This window comes from Rhodococcus sp. IEGM 1305 (genome assembly GCF_030058635.1).
Classification (GTDB): Bacteria; Actinomycetota; Actinomycetes; order Mycobacteriales; family Mycobacteriaceae; genus Rhodococcus_F; species Rhodococcus_F opacus_D.
The window spans coordinates 1-20,024 of the sequence record NZ_JASHKX010000048.1; the positions used below are offsets into that span (position 1 = coordinate 1).

A 20,024-nucleotide genomic window follows, 5' to 3' on the forward strand; every position below is an offset into this window, starting at 1 on the left:
TCTCACGTGAGGCAACGAAGGGGCTCACGCGGGCATTTCGGATGAGTCAACGCGCGCTCTTGACATCGAGTGTGATCGCCCTCACGATGATTCATAACTGGCCCACCAGCCAACTATCCGACACCCTCTGTCCTGTCATCCGCGAGGAGCGTTCATGAAGACTGTGCACGATGGATCGACCACGGAGGACACGATGATGTCCTCGGCGGGAAGCACCGACGCCGAGGACGGTCAGCTGCCGCGCGGAATCCTCCCGACGTGGGCAGTGTTCGGCGTATCGCTCGGCATTCTGGCGCCCGCGTCCACGCTTGCCCTCGCGATCGGTGTCGTCGTCACGATCGCCGGCAACCTCAGCTGGATCACCTGGGCCGTGACCTCGGTGCTGGTCCTCGGGTTCGCCGGGGGCATCGGCTGGCTGGCCAAACGCTTCACCACCACCGGCGGAACGTACGGACTCGCGGCTCGCGCGGCGGGCAAACCGGCCGGATTCTTCGTCATGGTCACCCACCTCGCGTCGTCACTCGTCGCGGGACCCGCGTGCGTGATCGGCTCGGCGATCTACCTCGACGCATTCCTCCAGAAGGTGGGTCTGCCCGCGAGCACGTGGACGCTGGGCATCTGCGCCGGGGCCGTCGCGGTCGCGGTGACCGCCCTGAACCTTCGTGAGGTGAAGCTGTCCGCGAAGCTGCTGCTGGTGATCGAATTCTTCACGGTGGCAGTGATCGTCGTGCTCCTGATCGTGGTCCTCGCGAATTCGGACACCGGTCCGATCGACAGCAGGCAGTTCGACTTCCACGGCTTCAGTGCCACAGCGATACTCGCGACCGCGGGCTTCTCCGTGTTCTCCCTCGCCGGATTCGACCACGCCGCCACCTTGGGTCGGGAGGCGCGTCATCCCAAGCGGGCCATCAGCTTCGCCGTTGTCGGGTCGGTCCTGGCCTGCGGGGTGCTCTACATCGTCGCCACCTACATCATCGTGCTCGGCTTCCGCGGGTTGCCGATCGACAACATGAACGCACCCCTCGACACCCTGGCCGAGCACAACGGCGTCGGATGGCTCGGCTACCTGATCGACATCGGTGTCGCCATCAGCTTCTTCGGATCCACTCTCGGAGTCATGGCAGGCACCAGCCGGACCGTGTACACCCTGGCCCGCGACGGTCTGCTGCCCGCTCGCCTCGGCAAGGTCAGCGCCCGCCACGGAACTCCCGTCGGTGCGGTGACCACCCTCGGCGTCATCTACCTGGTGGCCGGGCTCCTCGGCGTGGTGGTGACCGCGGCGGAGACGTCGTACGGCCTGCTCGGGACGTACGCCGGCTACATGCTGATCGCCGCCTACGGACTCACAGCACTGGCGGCCGGCTACTGCGCGATCCGGTCGCGGTCGCTGCGCCTGGGTATCGGACTGGCGACCGTCCTCGCCGCGATCGGGTCCGTGCTCGTGTACTGGTACAGCTTCAACCCGTTCCCGTCCGGAGCGCGAGGTGTGGTCGCGTGGATCTTCTTCGCGACCGTGCTCGGCTACATCGCCCTGTACTGCTACCTGCGGCTCCGCAAGCCGCTCGTCTTCGCGCGGATCGGTGAGTCCGACCGGAAGACGACTCTCGAGGTCGATGCCGACGAGCACGCGGGCGCGGTGCGCTGACGTTGCTTCCCCGGACCTTCCCCGGACGAACGGGACGCTCGTTGTGTCAGATCGAACGAGCGTCCCGTTCGTCCGGGCGGTGGCAGGTGTCAGGCGCGTCCGGAGTCGTGCTCGGCGAGTGCCGGCGCGACGAACTGCTCGAGCATCGTGCGTTCGTCGGTGTCGTCGACGCCCGGGACGGTGAGCAGAGAGACGATGATCCGGACGAGCCACCGTGCCTTCCGGGACGTCTCCTCTCCGGAGAACCCCGCCTGCCCCAGGAAGGCGGTGCCCAGCGATTCGATGACGTCCGACGAGTGCGCGATCTGCGCGGCGAGGCCGGAGTCGCCGAGCTGGAACCAGGCGGCCAGAATCGGGTCGGCGCGCACCAGCCGGATCGCGGCCAGCATCGCCTCCACGATCACGTCCTTCGGGTCGCCGGCCGCGGACACCTCCTCCGCGACCAGCGCGCCGATGCGCCGGGCCTCGCGGTGAACGAACGCCAGCTGCAACGACTGCCTGCTGTCGAAGTAGCGGTACAGCGTGGCCCGGGAACATCCGGCCGCCCGGGCGACCTCGGCCATACCGACGGCGGCGATGCCGTTCTCGACGTACAGCTGGGCCGCGACGTCGAGGATTCGCTCGGCGGCGAGGCGGGGGCGCTCGTCCCGCATCCAGTCGGCGGTCATGCTTCGCGCACCCGGAACGGAACGCTCGTCGGGCGGCGCACGTAATTGCCGTCCGCGTAGACGACGGCGTCGATGTCGACGGTGAAGTCGGGGCACCGGGCCAGCAGTTCCTCGAGCGCGATCCGCGCCTGCATCCGTGCCGCGGCCGCACCCAGGCAGTGGTGGGCCCCGTGGCTGAACGTGAGGATCTGCTTCGGACTGCGACGCACGTCCAGGACCTCGGAATCCGGTCCGAACCGGCGCGGATCGCGGTTCGCGGAGCCGTACAGCAGGAGTACCTTCCGTCCCTCGGGAACGACGGTGCCGTCGATCTCGACGTCGCGGGTCACCGTGCGGGCGAGGCCCTGGACGGGGGCGGTGAGCCGGAGCAATTCTTCGACGGCTTCGCCGACGAGCTCCGGATGTTCGATCAGATCGCGGCGCTGATCCCGGTGTTCGGTGAGCAACTGGACTGCGCCGCCGAGCATCCCGGTGGTGGTGTCGTTGCCGCCGGTGACCATCGTGAACGCGAAACCGAGGATGGAGAGCAGGCCGGTGATGTCGCCGTCGGCTCCCATCCCGCCCGCGACGAGGTGCGAGATCGTGTCGTCTCCGGGGTCGGTGCGCCGCCGCTCGATCAGTCCGGTGAAGTAGCCCATCAGTTCGGTGACCGCACCCGTCGCCTGCAGCGTGTCGCCCTGCGCATTGGCCGCGACGATGGCCTCGGTCCACCCGTCGAACTGCGCCCGGTCCTCGTCGGGGACACCGAGGTAGTGGGCGACGACCATGCTCGGCAGCGGCTTGAACAGTTCCTTCACCACATCGCCCTCACCTGCCTCCCGCAGTCGTTCGATGCGCTCCACCACGAACGCCCGGACGTCCGGCTCGACGGCGGTGACCTGCCGAGGGGTGAATCCCTTCGACACTTGACGGCGGAACGCGGTGTGGTCGGGCGGGTCGAGCATCACCAGCGGCGGATTGTCCTGCAGGCCGATCTTCTCCAGCTCGCCGTATGTCGTGGTGAGGCCGGCTGCGGAGGAGAAGGTCTCGGCGTCCCTGGCCGCCGCGTAGACGTCGGCGTGCCGGGACAACACCCAGTAGTCGTCGCCGGGTGCGCCCTCGGGGACGACGTGATGGACGGGGTCGTGGTCGCGCAGGCCTGCGTACATCGGCCACGGGGCGCGCCACGACTGTCCGGACCTCGGCACGAACGAGACACTCGACACATGTGCGGTCATGTATCGATGGTGAGACACATTGACCATTGTGTCAATGGTGCGGCTGTGACCTCTCTAGCCGAACAGGGCGAATGCCACGACAGCGAGGACCAGCACGAGTACCGGGGTGAGGATGAGCAGCAACCCGAGCAGCCCGGGATTCTTCACCGGCCGATGGTCGATGGCGCCCTTGCTGAAACTGCTGAACGGCGACGCGTAGTACACCGGGGGAGCCGGGTGGTACCGGTTGTCGACGGTGATCTGCGCCCTGCCCTGCTCCCAGATCCACGGGACCGAGATCTGGATGTGGTGCACGCCCGGCGGTGCCGGAATTTCGTTGTGTCCCCACCGAAGCGGCACGGGATGGCCATTGATGCGGGCATTGGGGGTCACCAGCATCGGGCCCATCGGCGGCTTCTTCGCGTCGATGACGAGCGCGGTGGGTGAGGAGGCGGGCTGCATGAAGGGCGAGAGTATCACCCGGCCGCAGCCCGAAAAGTATGGCCTACTGGCCGGCTGCGATCCGGGCCTTCTCCAGAGCCGCGAGGGTGCGGAGCACCGTGGCGCGCTGCTTCTCGAGATCGCTGATTCGAGCACGCGCGGCGAGGCCGGCGGGCTCACCGATCAGGTTCATCTGGGCGTCGATGGCCGAGAGCTGATCCAGCAAGCCCGTGACACGCGATTCGAGTGCGGCGACGTCGACGACATCGGTGCGCACCGGTGCCACCGGCGGGGTGGCCGACGTGCGGGACGCACTCGGGCGGGTCGACGCGGCGGCAGACGACGTTCCGGAATGAGCGGTGCTGCGCGGCTCCGACACCACACTGGCCGCCCGGGGACGAAGGGCCTTGCGCACCGCGGCCGGGTCCGGGAGTTCCGCGAGCTTCATCTCGTTGAGTTCGCGGCGGGCATCGCGGGCGTTGACCCGGTGCTCACGCTCCTCGTCGTCGTCCGACTGCAACGTTCCGCCGAGCGGACGCAGACCGTACATGCCCAGGAAGCGGCGGGCCTCGTCGATGACCGATTCCTTCTCGCGGCAAGTGCCACAGCGAGGTTCGTTACGGAACATCTCGACGGCGTTGTCGTCTCCGCACCACACGCACGCCCCCGGCGACCAACGCCGGACGTTTCGAATTGCAGCGATATCGATAGGGCCGGAGAGAGTCTGCGCGTCGATCACGACGAGCCACAGTAGGGGAATTCGGGCGTGCGAGTCACATCGCCGTAAGTACGACCTGCGGTTCTGCGGCCGAGCGTGACGAAGATCATGCCGAGGCGCGCAAACTGCTCCGCAAACGCTGTGTGCCACACCTGTTTTCCCGACCGGTAAGTTTCATTCTCCGGCACCGATGACGGTGGTCAACCACTCTACGAGCGGCCGCATCGAACGCCAGGCGGTGCGCACTTCGTCAGCGGCGCGGGGAGTTTCGATCCAGTCGGGGGAGAGGTAGGTCCGGCTGGCCGTGAGCGACTTGTGACGCATCAGGTCGAGTCGCGGGTGGTCCTCGGCGACGCCGCGAGGGCGGGTCTTGAGTGTGTCGCCGCCGATCTCGAATCCCGCCGACCGGACCTTCTTCACGAGCCGGACGAGTTCGCGGCCCTTGCGGTCGTCGTCGACGGCGTCACGGAAACGCCCGACCTGCAGCGGGGTATGCGAGTAGAAGCCACCCGCCACGAACAGCCCGGCGGCATCGATCTGCACGTAGTAGCCCACGCCGGGGCGAGTTTCGACGAATCCACCCTGATGGGTCTTGTAAGGCGTCTTGTCCTTCGAGAACCGGACGTCGCGGTAGGGGCGAAACACCTTGCCCGCGCCGAACTCCGATTCGAGTTCCGCGAGCAGGGCGGTCATGGGTGCGCGCACGGAGTCGTCATAGACGGATTTGTGCGCGGTCCAGAAGCTCTTACTGTTGTCTGCCTCGAGGTCCTCGTAGAAGTCGAGAGCAGCGGTGGGGATCCCGGTGAACACAGGGAAAGGCTACGCCCGTGCGCCTTTCTGGTCGCTTCAGCTACCAAAAAGGCGCACGGGTGCGAAGCGCCTAGGCGTTGCCGTTGAACAGCGACGTGACCGAGCCGTTCTCGAAAACTTCCTTGATGGTGCGAGCCAGCAGCGGCGCGATGGACAGAACCGTGAGAGTCGGGAACTTCTTCGACTCGTCGATCGGCAGGGTGTTGGTGACGATGACTTCCTTGGCACCACACGCGGCGAGACGCTCGGCCGCCGGATCGGACAGGACACCGTGGGTGGCGGCGATGATCACGTCGCCCGCGCCGGCCTCCTTGAGGATCTTCACGGCGCCGGCGATGGTTCCACCGGTGTCGATCATGTCGTCGATCAGGATGCAGGTGTGGCCTTCGACGTCACCGACGACGCGGTTGGACTTCACCTGGTTGGGCACCAGCGGGTCGCGTGTCTTGTGGATGAATGCCAGCGGCGCGCCACCGAGGGTGTCGGCCCACTTCTCGGCGACCCGGACGCGACCGGAGTCGGGGGAGACGACGGCGATGTTCTCGGTGCCGTAGTTGCCGCGGATGTACTCGGCGAGCTGACCCTGGGCGTGCATGTGGTCGACGGGGCCGTCGAAGAAGCCCTGGATCTGGTCGGTGTGGAGGTCGACCGTGATGATGCGGTCGGCGCCTGCCGTCTTGAGGAGGTCGGCGATCAGGCGAGCCGAGATGGGCTCACGGCCGCGGTGCTTCTTGTCCTGGCGTGCGTACGGGTAGAACGGCAGGACCGCGGTGATGCGCTTGGCCGATCCGCGCTTGAGTGCGTCGATCATGATCAGCTGTTCCATCACCCACGTGTTCAGCGGGGCCGGGTGGCTCTGCAGCACGAAGGCGTCGGAGCCGCGGACCGACTCCTCGAAACGGACGAAGATCTCGCCGTTCGCGAAGTCACGGGCAGTCTGCGGGGTGACCCGCACGTCGAGTTCCTTCGCTACCTGTTCGGCCAGCTCCGGATGCGCGCGACCAGAAAAAAGCATGAGGTTCTTCTGGTTGTCGATCCAATTCGCGGTCACTGCTCTATGCCATCCTTTAAATCTTGCTTCTCGGTTTCGTGCAGATCTGAACTGTGGTGCAGTCCCGCGGCGGCTGCCGCCTCGGCGGCGGCGGTACCGGGCCGATTTCGTTGCACCCAGCCGTCAATATTGCGCTGCTTCCCGCCGGAGACCGCGAGTGCCCCCGGTGGTACGTCGAAACGCAGCACCGTGCCGGCGCCGGTGTAAGCACCGTCACCGACCTGTACCGGAGCGACGAACATGGTGTCCGACCCGGTCCGGACGTGTGACCCCACCACCGTACGGCTCTTGGCGACGCCGTCGTAATTGACGAACACGCTCGACGCACCGATGTTGCTGTGCTCGCCGATCGTGGCGTCGCCCACGTAGGTCAGGTGAGGAACTTTGGAGTGCGCCCCGATGTCGGCGTTCTTCGTCTCGACGAATGCGCCGAGCTTGCCGGACGCACCGAGGACGGTGCCGGGACGTAGGTAGGAGAACGGGCCGACGGTGGCGCCTGCGCCGATCGTCGATTCCGAGCCGTGGGTGCGCACCACGCTGGCGCCTTCGCCGACCGTCACGTCGGTGAGGGTGGTGTCGGGACCGATCACGGCGTCCTCGCCGACGGCGGTGGTGCCGAGCAGTTGCACTCCCGGATGGATGGTGACGTCGCGAGCGAGCGTGACGCCGACGTCGATCCAGGTGGTCGACGGATCGACGACGGTGACTCCGGCCCGCATCCAGTTCTCGACGGTGCGGCGGTTGAGTTCGGCGGCCAGCTTCGACAGCTGGACGCGATCGTTGGCGCCTGCGACCTTCGCGGAGTCGGACAGGTGGGCTGCGAAGACGGGTGCGCCGGCCTCGCGGGCGATCTTGACGACGTCGGTCAGGTACAGCTCGCCCTGCGCGTTGTTCGCATTGAGCTGCCCGAGCGCGGAGCGCAGGAACTCGGCGTCGAACGCGTACACGCCGGCGTTGACCTCGGTGATGGCCGCCTGCTCCTCGGTGGCGTCGGCCTCTTCCACGATCTCGGCGATCTCACCGTCGTGGGGTTGGCGCACGATCCGCCCGTAGCCGCGGGGCTCGGGAGCGGTGAACGTCAGGACCGTGACCGCCGCGGGGGTGGGTTCGCTGCGGTGCTCGTCGACGAGAGCGTGCAGGGTGTGGCCGTCGAGGAGCGGGACGTCCGCGGCGGTGACCAGCACGGTCCCGCGGAAGTCGGCGGGCAGAGCGGACAGGCCGCATTCGACGGCGTGCCCGGTGCCGTTCTGCTCTTCCTGGACGGCGACCGCGATCGGGCGGCCAAGTTCGGTCTCGAGGGCGCTGACGGCGACCCCGACGCGTTCCTTGTCGTGCCCGACGACGGTGACGAGGTGCGTCGGATCGATCTCCGCGGCGGCGTGCAGGGAATGCGCCAGCATCGTGCGTCCGCCCAGTGCGTGCAACACCTTGGGGGTCTTCGACCGCATCCGAGTTCCCGCGCCGGCGGCGAGGACGACCACGGCGGTCTGCACTGGCATGAAGCTCCCTCTGGGTCGTTCTGCTCTTGCTGTTCTCGACAGCTCCACCTGCAGGAATTCGCTCCGCAGGCTCCGCTCCGCCGCCAGGACTCGAACCTGAACTATCTGAACCAAAATCAGAGGTGCTGCCATTACACTACGGCGGATTGCCACACACACGGGGTGTCACGCCCGTTTGCGCGAGAGAATCCTCGCATGCCGACCCGCCGCCCGTCGAACCGCTGCGGAAATTTGTCCCGAACGCCCCGATAGAGTGGGTGCTACCTGCAGTGTTTCGACGCTGCCCGCGGCGCTTGGTCGTCGCGAGTGTCAGGAAAGGATGGTGCCTCGGTGCCCCGACCCACGGACGTGGACGCGACCCCCGAGAGGGCGGTCCGCACCCGGATGACCGGTACGCAACGCCGGGAGCAGTTGATCGAGATCGGTCGTGCGCTGTTCGCCGAGCGAGGCTACGAGGCGACGTCGATCGAGGAGATCGCACAGCGGGCGCACGTCTCCAAGCCCGTCGTCTACGAACATTTCGGCGGCAAAGAGGGCCTCTATGCCGTGGTCGTGGATCGGGAGATGTCGAGGCTGCTGGAGATGGTGACGTCGTCGCTGAAGCAGAACCGCTCCCGGGTCCGGGTCGAGCGGGTCGCGCTGGCGCTGCTGACCTATGTGGAGGAGCACACCGACGGATTCCGCATCCTCGTCCGCGACTCTCCGGTGGCGGCACCGGACGGAACGTATTCGAGCCTGCTCAACGAGGCGATCGGTCAGGTCGGGCACATCCTCGCCGGCGATTTTTCGCGGCGTGGCTTCAATCCCGATTTGGCCCTGCTCTACGCGCAGGCGCTGGTCGGTATGGTGTCCACCACCGCGACGTGGTGGCTGGACGAGCGGACGCCTCCGAAGGAAGTCGTCGCCGCGCATCTGGTCAACCTGTGCTGGAACGGGTTGACCAATCTCGAGGCGGATCCCCAGTTGGGCACCGATCGGCCCCGCACGACACCTCAGTGAACGTGTTCTCGTTTTCCGACTCGCGGTTCAACTTCACTAGGGCTGCGCCTGTCAAGTGCTAGGGTTCGCTGGAGTTTGCGCGCCCCGTCGGGGGGGTTGTTCGGGAGGCAGTCGATGGCGAGACAGGTTCGAGCAGAGGTAACTCGGGCGTCGGTCCTGATGGCGGCGGCCGACGTATTTTTGCGCCTCGGGTACGCCAACGCGGGTCTCAACGAGATCATCGAGCAGTCCGTGTGACCAAAGGTGCGTTGTACTTCCACTTCAGTTCGAAGGAAGACCTGGCCCGCGGTGTCATCGACGAGGGCCAGATCCGGCTCACGGCCGGAATGACGTCCGTCAGTGACGGGCCGACGCCGGCGCTGGAAGCGCTCGTCGCTCTGTCCTACGTGGCGATCGAGGCGGCGAGTTCCGATCCGATCGTCGCGGCGATGTTGCGACTGCAGCACGAGATCGGTGACTATCAAGGGACGCACGGCAACGTGGTGGCCTCGTGGCAGCAGGGTTTCGAACGACTCGTCGCACGTGCGGTCGAGGAGGGCGATATTCTCGCGGAGGACGACGTCTCCACGGGGACGCTTTCCACCTTTCTGCTCGGGTCGTTGCTGGGAGCGCATGTGGTCGCGACCGCGACCGGCGCCTTCGACGATCTTCCGCGCCGCATGGAGCGGGTCTGGTACTTCATTCTTCCCGGGCTTGTCGAGCCGTCGAAGCTGGTGTATTTCAGGCAGTTCGCCTCGCGGCGTCTTCTGCGCTAGAAAACCGCCTCCGCGGAAGAGGTTTCCGCGATAACTGCTCGATCGACGCCACATTGTTAGGTGTATGACGGTCTGAAGTCGACGCTTCGTGTTAACACACCTTGAATCTAAGAAAATCCCTTAAAAAAGACTTTGAGTATGTACTTTGCCAGACAAAACTGTTTCGGACCCGAGTTGAATGGAATGCGACGGCACGGTCAGGGTTTGCCCAGTTCGACGCTGCGCTTTGCGACACCAATGACCCCGTCTCCGGTTACCGAAGGATGTATTGTGAAATCTCGTCCCCTGAATTACCGGGTGGTCGAAAGATAACTGCCATTGCAAACCCAATGAGCCGATGACATCGGAGGGTGCCCGATGCCGTTCGTCATTGTCGAACGCGAAGAGACTCTGGTCGCTGGACTGGCCGTCCGTAGCCCCAAGCGGGCGCTCGGAGAAGCCCGCGACAAGGCTCTCGAAAAGACGTGGTCGACTCTTCTCGCGCAGAACGTGGATCGGCCTCTGGCGTCCGCTTATGTCGACCACGCGCCCGAGATCAATTCGTACTACACGCAAATCGTGGGCTACGAGTGCTCCACCATCGACCAGGTCGGACGCGGGCACCTGGTGTCGCGGATACCTGCGGGGACGTATGCCAAATTCTCCTCGGTCGGAACGTTTCCCGATCTCTTCGACGCCCTCTGGGGGCAGATTCGTGACGCGGAGGAATCGCATCAAATTCAGCGGTCCTACACCGGCGATTTCGAGTTCTATCCGCACGCATTCGGCATCGATCTGTACGTGGCGATAGTGCCACCCGCCACCAGGCAGGGGCAGCAATGAGTTTCGAGATCGTCAAGCGTGAGTCCGCCGACTTCGGGGGACTCATTCTCCCGCGTATCGAACTGGGTCCCTCGGCGCACGCCACCGACCTGATGAAGTTCACGCGTGAGCGTGTCCAGCAGCGAGGTGTCGAGGAACTGACCACCGTCTACGTCGCGGTCCCCGATCTCGGGTGGACTGCGGTGATCGGATACCGCTGTATCGACCTCGATCATCTCGAGATCGGCGACGTCCTGGTGCGTGTCCCGTCCGGGTATTTCGCCAAGTTCACACCCGACGGGCGATCGTCCGACCCGATCGAGGACGTGTGGATTCAGGCCGAGCTGGCCGAGAAGGAAGGGCGCATCGAGCGAGCCTACGCGGAGGAGATCGAGGTCTTCCGCGCACCGAGCAGCGTCGAGCTGTTCATTTCCCTCACCTAATTGCAGGCGGAAATTACCGACCTGAAGTTTGTTTTTGGGCCCATTAGTGGCATCACAGGTGACAAATCCGGAGTAAACGCGGAAAATAGGTAGCCGCGGGGCTGTGACCGGGTGTTCGTGTGTCCAGTTCTTGGGGTCTTTACGTAACCCGTGAGTCCCCGGAATTGCCGCACCGACGCCCGATGGGAATACCAATGTCTGTTGAACAGCTGACGAATCCGCAGATAGACGTACGGTCGACGGAGACCATACTCGATCGAACTCTGAGTGTGTGGGATCCGCGGTCGGAGTGTCGCTTCGTTGTCGCCCGGCCCTCCGACGAGCCGACGCTCTGGGAAGAGTATCTCGAGGGAGCACTCGCGGGCTATCGCAAGTACGGCGCCGAGAAGGCGCTCGAGTACCGCCGGATTCAGGCCGGCGACACCACCGCACTGTTCTTCGTCGCCATCGATCCGAACGGTTCTGTCGCAGCCGGCGTCCGCGCCCAGGGGCCATATCTTGTCGCTGATCAGGCGCATGCGATCACGGAATGGGGAACGGATCCCGGAGCTCCCGCCGTCCGCCGGATGATCGAGGACCGGCTGCCGTTCGGTGTCGTGGAAGCGAAGGGCGCATGGGTGGCGGACGCGGCCGCACGGCGAGGTGAACTCGTCGGCGCACTGGGTCGCATCGCCACCTTCTCGATGGATCTGCTCGACGTCCAGTTCATGCTCGCGACCGCCGGGTCCCACGTCCTGGACACGTGGCGAACCACCGGTGGCGTGGTGGCCGACCACATTGCTCCCGTGCCCTATCCGGATGACCGCTACGAGACCCGGCTGATGTGGTGGGATCGGAGTAGGCGCAGGGGCCGCGCCGAATCCATGCAGCTGGCCCAACTGTTACTCACGACGTCCCGACCGACGCCGTCGGCAGGCATCGCGACGGGGACGGGAGGAAACGTCGTCCGGCCGATGCGGAGCGTCTCGTGACCGAAACCCACGGTGAGTACACCGCACTGCTGCTCGACGAGGGCCACTCCGGGGACGCGGCGGTACTGGACCGTCTCCGCCGCGACCCCGCGGTGGTCTTCGTCGATCGGCTCGACCAACAGATCGAGAGCCTCCGTTCCCTCGTCCCCACACCGGGACCTGGTGCGCTGGACGAGGCTCCGGTGTGGGCGTACTACTCGTGGCGACGGACCGTGGTGCGTCTGCTCGGACCCGCATCGTTCCGGTTGCTGCGGCTGGACCGGAATCGGAACAAGATCACCGCGCAGGAACAGGAACGCCTCAGGAACGTGACCGTGGGGATCGTCGGACTGAGCGTCGGTCACGCGGTCGCGTTGGCTCTTACGCTGGAAGGTGCGTGTGGCGGCCTGCGGCTCGCGGACTTCGACACCCTCGAACTGTCCAACTTGAACCGGGTTCCCGGCACCGTTCTCGACCTCGGCGTGAACAAGGCCGTGGTCGCCGCCCGCCGTATCGCGGAGATCGACCCCTACGTCACTGTGACGTTGTGGGAGGACGGTCTCGACGTCGAGTCGGTGGCCGAATTCCTGGACGGCACGGACGTGGTGATCGACGAATGCGACTCCCTCGACGTCAAGGTGTCCCTGCGACGGGAGGCCAGGCGAAGGGGATTGCCGGTGCTGATGGCGACCAGTGACCGGGGTCTGCTGGACGTCGAGCGATTCGACCTCGAACCCGACCGGCCCGTCTTCCACGGAGTAATCGGTGACGTCGACGTGGAGTCGCTGGCGGGGCTCGGCTCGCGGGACAAGATTCCGCTCGTCCTTCGGATTCTCGACGCCGGTGAGCTGTCGGCGACGATGGCCGCGTCGTTGGTGGAAGTGGACGAAACCATCTCCACCTGGCCTCAGCTCGGGGGCGAGGTGCTGCTCGGCGGTGCGCAGGTCGCGGCGGCGGTGCGGCGCATCGGGCTCGGACAGCCGCTCGCACCAGGTCGGTGCCGCATGGATCTGGACCAGCATCTCGATGCCCTCACCGATCCGCCGAGACCGCACGATCTGCCGGAGGAGCCCGCGGATCGTGCGGTGCCCGCACCGGTCTCGCACGACGCCGTCGACGCCGTCGTGCATGCCGCAGCCCGCGCGCCGTCCGGCGGCAACGTCCAGCCGTGGACGATAGCGGCGGATGACGCGGGGCTGACCATCTCCGTGGCCCCGGAGCACACGACAGCGATGGACGTCGGGTACCGCGGCAGTTGTGTCGCCGTCGGCGCCGCGCTGCACAACGCCCGGATCGCCGCGTCGGCCGCCGGACTGCTCGGCGCCGTGACGGTCCACGACGGCGACGAAGGACTTCCCGTCGCCACGATGACGTTCGGCAGCGGGAACGCCCGCGAACTCACCGACCGCTACGAGCACATGCTCGACCGGACCACCAATCGCAGGCCGGGCGTGCCCCGGCCCTTGGACGACACGCAGGCGGGACTTCTCGCGGAGGCGGCCTCGCGCGAGGGCGCACGCCTCTGCCTGGTGACCGACCGGGACGACATCGCGACGATCGGAGCGATTCTCGCGGAGTCGGACCGCATCCGATTCCTCACACCGACCCTGCACCGCGAAATGATCGGCGAGTTGCGGTGGCCGCCGCTGGATTCGGTCGAGACCGGCATCGACGTTCGCGCACTGGAACTTGATTCGGCGGAACTGTCGACCCTCGCGCTGCTGCGAAGACCCGACGTCATGGAACGACTCGGCGAACTGGACGCGGGACGCGCGCTGGGCAAGTCGACCGCGGACCGTGTGGCGTCGAGCTCGGCTGTCGCGGTCGTCGCCATTCCGGGCAGCACCCCTCGGGACTACGTGCGCGGCGGTGAGGCGACCGAGAGCGTGTGGATCCACGCCCAGGCTCTCGGGCTCGCCGTTCAACCGATTTCGCCGGTGTTTCTCTACGGTGTGGAAAGTGCGGAACTCGAACAACTCTCACCACGGTATGCGGCACCATTGGAGAGGCTGCGGGAGGAACTGTTCGACGTCGTCGGCGCGAAGGCAGGTGAAGCGCTCGCCATGGTGTTACGGCTCAGCCACGCGCCTGGCCCGTCGGTTCGGAGCGAGCGCCTCGCCGACCGGCTTCGCAGGCGGATATCGTAACGACAGGAGGGCCCGTGAACACCGAGAAGCAAACCGAAAAGCTCGAGACCCTGGTGACAACCGTGGCGTCCCGGCTCACGCCTGTCGATGCGGTCTCGTTCAAGCCCGTGGCCACCCGCGTGCTGCAGGATCTCGTGGAGCACTTCGAGGTCGACACCAGCTTCCTCCGGTTCACCGACCACGAGATCGCGGCGACGGTCCTGGTCGCCGAATACCCGCTCCGACCATTCATCCCCGACCCCGACCCGCTCGGCGTCGTCTACTTCAAGGACGCCGACTCGACGTTCGCCCAGATCGAGCACCAGAAGGAAGTGGCCATCTTCCGTCCGGAGGTGTCCGGTCCGGATTACAACGAGCGGGTCCGCGAGGCGTCCGGGGTGCCGCAGGTGTCGCTCGCAGCCGTTCCACTGCTGTCCGGTGACACGACGACGGGCACGCTCGGATTCATCAAGTTCGGCGACCGCGACTGGACGCCCCCGGAGGTCGACGTCCTCAAGGCGATCGCCGCCCTGCTCGCCCAGGTCCAGGCGCGCATCGTCGTCGAGGAGCAGTTGCGCTACTCGGCCGACCACGATTCCCTCACCGGTCTCAGCAACCGGCGCGCACTCTACCACCACCTGGACACTCGCCTCGCCGAGTCCGAAGCCGGGTCGGTCGCGATCCTGTTCCTCGACCTGGACCGGTTGAAGCCTCTCAACGACTTCTTCGGTCACGGAGCCGGTGACGGGTTCATCTCGACGATCGCGGACCGGCTCAGATCGACCAGCGAGACCGACGACCTCGTCTCCCGGCTGGGCGGCGACGAATTCGTGCTCGTGCTCGGCGGGTCGGTGGGCCTGGAGGAGGCGGAGGTGCGGGCGCAGCACATCCGCGACGTCGTCACCGAACGGGTGCGTCTCGGCCGCGAGGTGGTCAGCCGCAGTGTCAGTATCGGCGTCGCGGCCGGAATTCCGGGCAAGGCCACCACCAGTTCGCTCCTCAGCCAGGCCGACCAGGCCGTCATGGTTGCGAAGACCAAGGGCGGTAATGCGATCAGCGTGTTCACCGACGAGATGCAGGAGGAGAGCGAGAAACGCAACGTGATCGAGCTCAGTCTGCGTGCGGCCATCGCGGACGAGTCGCTGTTCCTCGAGTACCAGCCCGAGGTCGACCTGCGGACCGGTCGGATCATCGGCGTGGAGGCCCTGGTGCGGTGGAATCACCCGCTGCTCGGGTTGCTGCAGCCGGCGTCGTTCATCGACGTCGCCGAGGCGACGAATGTGGCCGGAGAGCTCGGGCGCTGGGTGATCCGGAAGGCCTGCCGGCAGTGGGCCGACTGGCGGTCGCAGGTACCCGAGCTGGATCTGGATCTGCGCGTCAACGTCTCGCCGGGACAGTTGGCCGGTCTGGACTTCCTCGACGTCGTTGCCAGTGCGTTGACGGAATTCGACCTTCGGAAGGGCGCGCTGTGCCTGGAGATCACCGAGAACGCAGTGCTCAGTGATCTGACCTGGACGCGTGAAGCGCTCGAAGGTTTGCACGCGATGGACGTGGAGGTCGCGATCGACGACTTCGGCACCGGGTTCAGCTCCCTCAGCCACCTCAAGGCGCTGCCGGTGGGGACGCTGAAGATCGACAAAGGCTTCGTGATGAACCTGGACACCAACCCCGAGGATCGGGCGATCGTGAAGTCCATCATCGGGCTCGCCGAATCGTTCGGCCTGGAGTTGGTCGCGGAGGGCGTCGAGAACGTCGAGTCGGCCCGGCAACTTCTCGACATGGGATGCCATCGGGCGCAGGGCTTCCTGTTCAGCCGGCCGGTCTCGGCGGAGAAGATCGGCACGTTGCTGGCGGCCGGAGCCATCGAGGTCGGGTTGTAGCTCGACTACGAGCCCGGCGTGTCGGTGAGTTCCAGACGAATCGCGTGCGTCGGATTTGCTGCTTGATCGCGTTGCCAGGACACCGTTACAGACTCAGGGTATGTTTATGCCCACACCGCAGTACCTCTTGTCTTGAATTGCCGGTGTGCGGTAACTTTCCGAAGGGTTTGCTGGAGAGTCGCTGAGCGCGGCTTCCGGTGCAGAACGTGGGACTGTCGAAGACTGGAGCAGGGGGATCGATGTCTGGTGGTTCTGTCTTGTCGATCCCCGAGTCCCGTATCGGGTGCGACGTGATGACGGTGGGGCACGTGAGAAGCAGCGTCGAGCGGTTCGGCGACCGCTACCTGACGAGAATCTTCACACCCCACGAACTGGAAACCTGCGAGGGTCCTGCGCGGGCCCAACGGCTGGCTGCCCGGTTCGCGGCCAAGGAGGCCGTGGTCAAGGTGTTGCGACCCGGGGACGTCGCCTTGCCGTGGCAGTCCATCGAGATCCGGCGCGAGAGCTGGGGCGGATGCGGAGTGCGCCTGTCCGGCAACGCATCGGCCCTCGCCGAGCGGCAAGCGCTCGGCGGATTCGACGTCTCGATCTCGCACGAGGCCGACGTCGCGATCGCGATGGTCACCGCGTCCCGGCTCGGCACCCCACCCCATCACCAAGGAGAACGCCACCCATGAGCGAGCAGACCATCCGCAAGGTTCTCGGCGACCACGCCCGGCTGTCCGTCGATGCCGCGAGCATCGCCGTCGGAGCCGATCTCTACGAACTGGGTTTGACGTCGCACGCGAGCGTCAACGTCATGCTGGCGCTGGAGGATTCGTTCGACATCGAGTTCCCGGACGAGCTGCTGCGCAAGAGCACGTTCGCGAGTGTGGATTCCATTCGGGGCGCACTCGTCGAACTCGGAGTGGCATGAGCATCGCTCAGGTGAGCGACGCCGGGATCGAGTCCGCGCAGTCGTGGGGACCGGCGGCGCGGGCCGAGAGGGTCGTGGCCGAGGTGGCCGCGAGCTGGGCCGTCGACGTCGATCGGGACGCGCGTTTCCCGCAGGAAGCGATCGACGCACTCCGGGACCAGCGGTTGCTCTCGTGTGCCGTTCCCCCGGAACTGGGTGGCGAAGGCGCGACGCTTCGCGAACTGTGCACGATCGCCCGGACTCTCGGGCGCCATTGCGCCGCGACGGCGATGGTGTTCGCGATGCACCAGACCCAGATCCTCTCGCTCGTACGACATCCGGGTGGCGACGGTGTCACCGCCTTCCTGCGTGACGTGGTCGCCGGGCAGTTCCTGCTGGCATCGGCGACGACGGAACTGGGCATCGGGGGCGACGTCCGGCGCAGCACGTGCGCGGTGGAGCAGTCCGGCGGGGTGGTGTCGCTGGTCAAGAATGCCCCCGTGATCTCCTACGGCGAGTACGCCGATGCGATCCTCGCGACCGCGCGGCGCACCCCCGACAGCCCGCCGAGCGACCAGGTGCTCGTCGTCTGCCGGCGTGCCGACGTGACGCTCGAGCGCACCGGTGACTGGAACACGCTGGGACTGCGCGGAACCTGCAGTCCCGGTTTCGTGCTGCGTGCCACCACCACCCCCGATCTCGTCGTCGCCGACTCCTACGCGGAGATCTCGGCGGCGACGATGCTCCCGGTGTCGCACTCGGTGTGGTCGGCCGTGTGGCTCGGCATCGCCGACGCGGCGGTGGAGAAGGCGCGGCGGTACGTGCGAGCGGCAGCGCGTAAGCAGCCGGGCGTGGCCTCACCCGCGGCGTCGCGTCTCGCCGAGGCGGCCGCTGTGCACCAGCAGTTCTCGGATGTCGTGTTCGCGGCGGCCCGCCGGTTCGACGACGCCGATGCGGCGCCCGCCGGTTCGCCGGAGGCCGAAGTCGCGGGTGGAGTGGGCTATTCGCTGGCGATGAACAACCTGAAGGTGACGGCGTCGACCCTGGCCGTCGACCTGGTCGGCAGAGCCCTGCTGATCTGCGGGATCGCCGGTTACCGGGAAGACACGGAGTACTCGCTCGGCCGGCACCTGCGCGATGCGCACGGAGCGGCCGTCATGGTCAACAACGATCGAATCATGGCCAACTCGGCGCAGATGGCCACGGCATACCGGGGGACGATATGAGTACGGATACAGCAGTGGAACGGGAAGAGACGAGCGAACTCGAGCGGGCCCGGCGTGCCTTCCGGGCGGAACTGCTGGACGCCGGACTCCTGGTGGACACGTCCGTCGCCGGCCTCTACGGACGGTCGGGGTTGTTCGAGGACATCGTCGACGGCATCGACGCGGTCGTGCGCGCGGCAGGGCCGGGCGCGTCCGCGGCCCGATTCCGGTTTCCTCCGGTGTTCCCGCGCACCAGTTTCGAGCGCACCGACTACATCGCGTCGTTCCCCGACCTGACCGGCGCGATCAACACGTTCACCGGCACCAACGCCGAGCACGCCCAACTGCTGGCGGCGCGAGCCGACGGCGAGAGCTGGGACAAGTGGCTCGAACCGACCGACACGATGCTGGTGTCGGCGGCGTGCCACCCCGCGTACCCGATGTTCACGGGTGTGTTGCCGGACGGCGGTGCGCTGCTCGACGTGTACGGCTACTGCTTCCGGCACGAGCCGGCGTTCGATCCCGCCCGCATGCAGGCGTTCCGGATGCACGAGTTCGTGCAGATCGGCACGGCGGACCAGGCCGCGACCCACCGTGATTCGTGGATCGAGCGTGGGCTCGAGGTGCTGTCGGACCTGTGGCTGGACGCTACGCCGGTGATCGCCAACGACCCGTTCTTCGGCAGGGTCGGACGCATGCTCGCCGCCAACCAGCGTGAGGAGAACCTCAAGACCGAGCTCACGGTGCGCCTGTACGGCGATCTCGACGAGGGCACCGCCGTGGTCTCGTGCAACTGCCATCAGGACCACTTCGGTGTCACGTTCGACATCGCCACCGCGGACGGCGGCATCGCCCACAGCGCGTGCGTGGGATTCGGGATGGAACGCATCGCGCTCGCGATGCTGCGGACCCACGGCATGGATCCGTCGCGCTGGCCGAGTGCGGTGAAATCCCGGATGTCGCTGTGACATCCCGGCTGATCGACATCTCGCCGGACGGATACGAACCGCACACCATCCACTCCGACGAGCGGACGTGGACCGAGACCAACTGCTACCTCGACCTGTGGGTGGAGGTGCTCCACTCGCTCGGGCTCGATCCGGTGCCCGCCGCCGCGTGCGCGTTCGGCGCCCGGTTCGACGGGTCGCAGTGGACGTTCCTGAAGTTCAAGCCGGAGGATCTGTTCGCGCTGTACGGGATCGACGTGGGGGAGATGAACGTCTGGCGCCGGGTCCTCGACCACGTCCAGGACAATCTCGCTGCGGGAATGCTGTCGATCGTCGAGGTGGATGCGCACTGGCTCCCGGACACGGTGGGCACCGGGTACCGCGAGAGTCACACCAAGACGACGATCGTCGCGAACTACATCGACCGGGAGGCCGGTGTGCTCGAGTATTTCCACAACAGCGGGTATCACCGGTTGGCCGGTGACGACTTTCGCGGGTTGTTCGGGCTCGACGTCACCGGGTCGGCGACCTTCACCCCCTACGTGGAGCAGGTCCGGTTCGACGGGGACCCGGGGTACCGTCCGGCGCGCTTCGAGGCGGTGTTGCGCCATCATCTCGCCACCCGGCCGGACGGAAATCCGGTGCGCGATCTCGGCGAACGGGTGGTCGCCGACGTGCCCTGGATCCGCGAGGCCGGCATCGACACCTTTCACCTGTGGACGTTCGGGGTGTTGCGGCAGTGCGGTGCCACCGCGGAACTGGCCGCCGACGTCTGCGAGTACCTCGAGCGCAACGGGTTCGCCGGGGCGGCGGCGTTCGCGCCAGGCTTCCGGGCGGTGGCGCAGGGCGCGAAGAGTGTGCAGTTCCAGATGGCGCGGGCCGCTCGTGGACGCAGTGTCGACCCGTCGGCGCAACTCGACGGCATGGCCGAGGCGTGGGAACGGTCGGTGGGCGGTGTGGCGCGAGTGGTCGGACGCGCGTAGTGGATCTTCTCG

Annotated in this window: 19 protein-coding genes, 1 tRNA gene and 1 pseudogene; 13 read left to right on the top strand and 8 right to left on the bottom strand. The window is 66.5% G+C overall.

The features are described 5' to 3' along the window. The first annotated feature begins 154 nt into the window (after positions 1 to 154). Positions 155 to 1,645: an APC family permease gene (locus QM693_RS33890; protein WP_283331463.1), complete on the top strand. Its 1,491-nt coding sequence runs from the start codon at positions 155 to 157 to the stop codon at positions 1,643 to 1,645. Positions 1,646 to 1,734: 89 nt separating this feature from the next. On the opposite strand, the gene QM693_RS33895 is transcribed toward QM693_RS33890, so the two are convergent. The 8 genes from QM693_RS33895 to QM693_RS33930 form a co-directional block, all read right to left on the bottom strand. Then, complete coding sequence (locus QM693_RS33895) at positions 1,735 to 2,313, bottom strand: TetR/AcrR family transcriptional regulator (protein ID WP_105413262.1); 579 nt, start codon at positions 2,311 to 2,313, stop codon at positions 1,735 to 1,737. After that, positions 2,310 to 3,530: a cytochrome P450 gene (locus QM693_RS33900; RefSeq protein ID WP_283354511.1), complete on the bottom strand. Its 1,221-nt coding sequence runs from the start codon at positions 3,528 to 3,530 to the stop codon at positions 2,310 to 2,312. The genes QM693_RS33895 and QM693_RS33900 overlap by 4 nt, the downstream gene beginning before the upstream one ends. A gap of 54 nt (positions 3,531 to 3,584) precedes the next feature. After that, on the bottom strand, positions 3,585 to 3,971 hold the full coding sequence (locus QM693_RS33905; RefSeq protein WP_105413260.1) for a hypothetical protein: 387 nt from the start codon (positions 3,969 to 3,971) through the stop codon (positions 3,585 to 3,587). A 43-nt stretch (positions 3,972 to 4,014) separates the two neighbouring features. Next, positions 4,015 to 4,689, bottom strand: a complete 675-nt coding sequence (locus QM693_RS33910; RefSeq protein WP_280781418.1) for a hypothetical protein — start codon at positions 4,687 to 4,689, stop codon at positions 4,015 to 4,017. A 153-nt stretch (positions 4,690 to 4,842) separates the two neighbouring features. Next, positions 4,843 to 5,478 (bottom strand): DUF2461 domain-containing protein, encoded by a 636-nt coding sequence (locus QM693_RS33915; protein ID WP_283354512.1) that lies wholly within the window; start codon positions 5,476 to 5,478, stop codon positions 4,843 to 4,845. A gap of 70 nt (positions 5,479 to 5,548) precedes the next feature. Then, positions 5,549 to 6,529 carry a ribose-phosphate diphosphokinase gene (locus tag QM693_RS33920; RefSeq protein WP_005255561.1) on the bottom strand — a complete coding sequence of 327 codons (981 nt, stop codon included), beginning with the start codon at positions 6,527 to 6,529 and terminating at the stop codon, positions 5,549 to 5,551. Then, the gene (glmU, locus tag QM693_RS33925) at positions 6,526 to 8,028 is read right to left on the bottom strand and encodes a bifunctional UDP-N-acetylglucosamine diphosphorylase/glucosamine-1-phosphate N-acetyltransferase GlmU (protein WP_283331460.1); all 1,503 of its coding nucleotides are present in this window, start codon (positions 8,026 to 8,028) and stop codon (positions 6,526 to 6,528) included. The genes QM693_RS33920 and glmU overlap by 4 nt, the downstream gene beginning before the upstream one ends. A 75-nt stretch (positions 8,029 to 8,103) precedes the next feature. Further along, positions 8,104 to 8,174: transfer RNA gene (locus QM693_RS33930), tRNA-Gln, on the bottom strand. Between the two features lie 238 nt (positions 8,175 to 8,412). Between QM693_RS33930 and QM693_RS33935 the strand changes: the two genes are divergently transcribed. From QM693_RS33935 to QM693_RS33990, 12 genes and pseudogenes are all read left to right on the top strand, one after another. After that, positions 8,413 to 9,027 carry a TetR/AcrR family transcriptional regulator gene (locus tag QM693_RS33935; protein WP_206031502.1) on the top strand — a complete coding sequence of 205 codons (615 nt, stop codon included), beginning with the start codon at positions 8,413 to 8,415 and terminating at the stop codon, positions 9,025 to 9,027. A 114-nt stretch (positions 9,028 to 9,141) separates the two neighbouring features. Beyond that, positions 9,142 to 9,782, top strand: a pseudogene (locus QM693_RS33940) (ScbR family autoregulator-binding transcription factor). Positions 9,783 to 10,139: 357 nt separating this feature from the next. Then, a complete protein-coding gene (locus QM693_RS33945) occupies positions 10,140 to 10,604 on the top strand; it encodes a GyrI-like domain-containing protein (RefSeq protein WP_283331458.1) in 465 nt (154 codons plus the stop codon). Continuing rightward, positions 10,601 to 11,026: a hypothetical protein gene (locus tag QM693_RS33950; protein WP_283331457.1), complete on the top strand. Its 426-nt coding sequence runs from the start codon at positions 10,601 to 10,603 to the stop codon at positions 11,024 to 11,026. The genes QM693_RS33945 and QM693_RS33950 overlap by 4 nt, the downstream gene beginning before the upstream one ends. A gap of 194 nt (positions 11,027 to 11,220) precedes the next feature. Further along, positions 11,221 to 11,997: a hypothetical protein gene (locus QM693_RS33955; protein ID WP_283331456.1), complete on the top strand. Its 777-nt coding sequence runs from the start codon at positions 11,221 to 11,223 to the stop codon at positions 11,995 to 11,997. Further along, a complete protein-coding gene (locus tag QM693_RS33960; protein WP_283354513.1) occupies positions 11,994 to 14,123 on the top strand; it encodes an Rv1355c family protein in 2,130 nt (709 codons plus the stop codon). Before QM693_RS33955 ends, QM693_RS33960 begins: the two co-directional genes overlap by 4 nt. 14 nt (positions 14,124 to 14,137) lie before the next feature. Beyond that, on the top strand, positions 14,138 to 15,982 hold the full coding sequence (locus tag QM693_RS33965; protein WP_283331454.1) for a putative bifunctional diguanylate cyclase/phosphodiesterase: 1,845 nt from the start codon (positions 14,138 to 14,140) through the stop codon (positions 15,980 to 15,982). A 239-nt stretch (positions 15,983 to 16,221) separates the two neighbouring features. Beyond that, positions 16,222 to 16,659: a holo-ACP synthase gene (gene acpS / locus QM693_RS33970; RefSeq protein ID WP_283354514.1), complete on the top strand. Its 438-nt coding sequence runs from the start codon at positions 16,222 to 16,224 to the stop codon at positions 16,657 to 16,659. Next, on the top strand, positions 16,656 to 16,898 hold the full coding sequence (locus tag QM693_RS33975) for an acyl carrier protein (RefSeq protein WP_005238830.1): 243 nt from the start codon (positions 16,656 to 16,658) through the stop codon (positions 16,896 to 16,898). The genes acpS and QM693_RS33975 overlap by 4 nt, the downstream gene beginning before the upstream one ends. After that, positions 16,895 to 18,103 carry an acyl-CoA dehydrogenase family protein gene (locus QM693_RS33980; protein ID WP_283354515.1) on the top strand — a complete coding sequence of 403 codons (1,209 nt, stop codon included), beginning with the start codon at positions 16,895 to 16,897 and terminating at the stop codon, positions 18,101 to 18,103. Before QM693_RS33975 ends, QM693_RS33980 begins: the two co-directional genes overlap by 4 nt. Further along, positions 18,100 to 19,050 carry an amino acid--[acyl-carrier-protein] ligase gene (locus tag QM693_RS33985; protein WP_283354516.1) on the top strand — a complete coding sequence of 317 codons (951 nt, stop codon included), beginning with the start codon at positions 18,100 to 18,102 and terminating at the stop codon, positions 19,048 to 19,050. Before QM693_RS33980 ends, QM693_RS33985 begins: the two co-directional genes overlap by 4 nt. Beyond that, entirely contained in the window at positions 19,047 to 20,012 is a 966-nt protein-coding gene (locus QM693_RS33990; protein ID WP_283331450.1) for a DUF1839 family protein, read from the top strand. The genes QM693_RS33985 and QM693_RS33990 overlap by 4 nt, the downstream gene beginning before the upstream one ends. Positions 20,013 to 20,024: the final 12 nt, after the last annotated feature.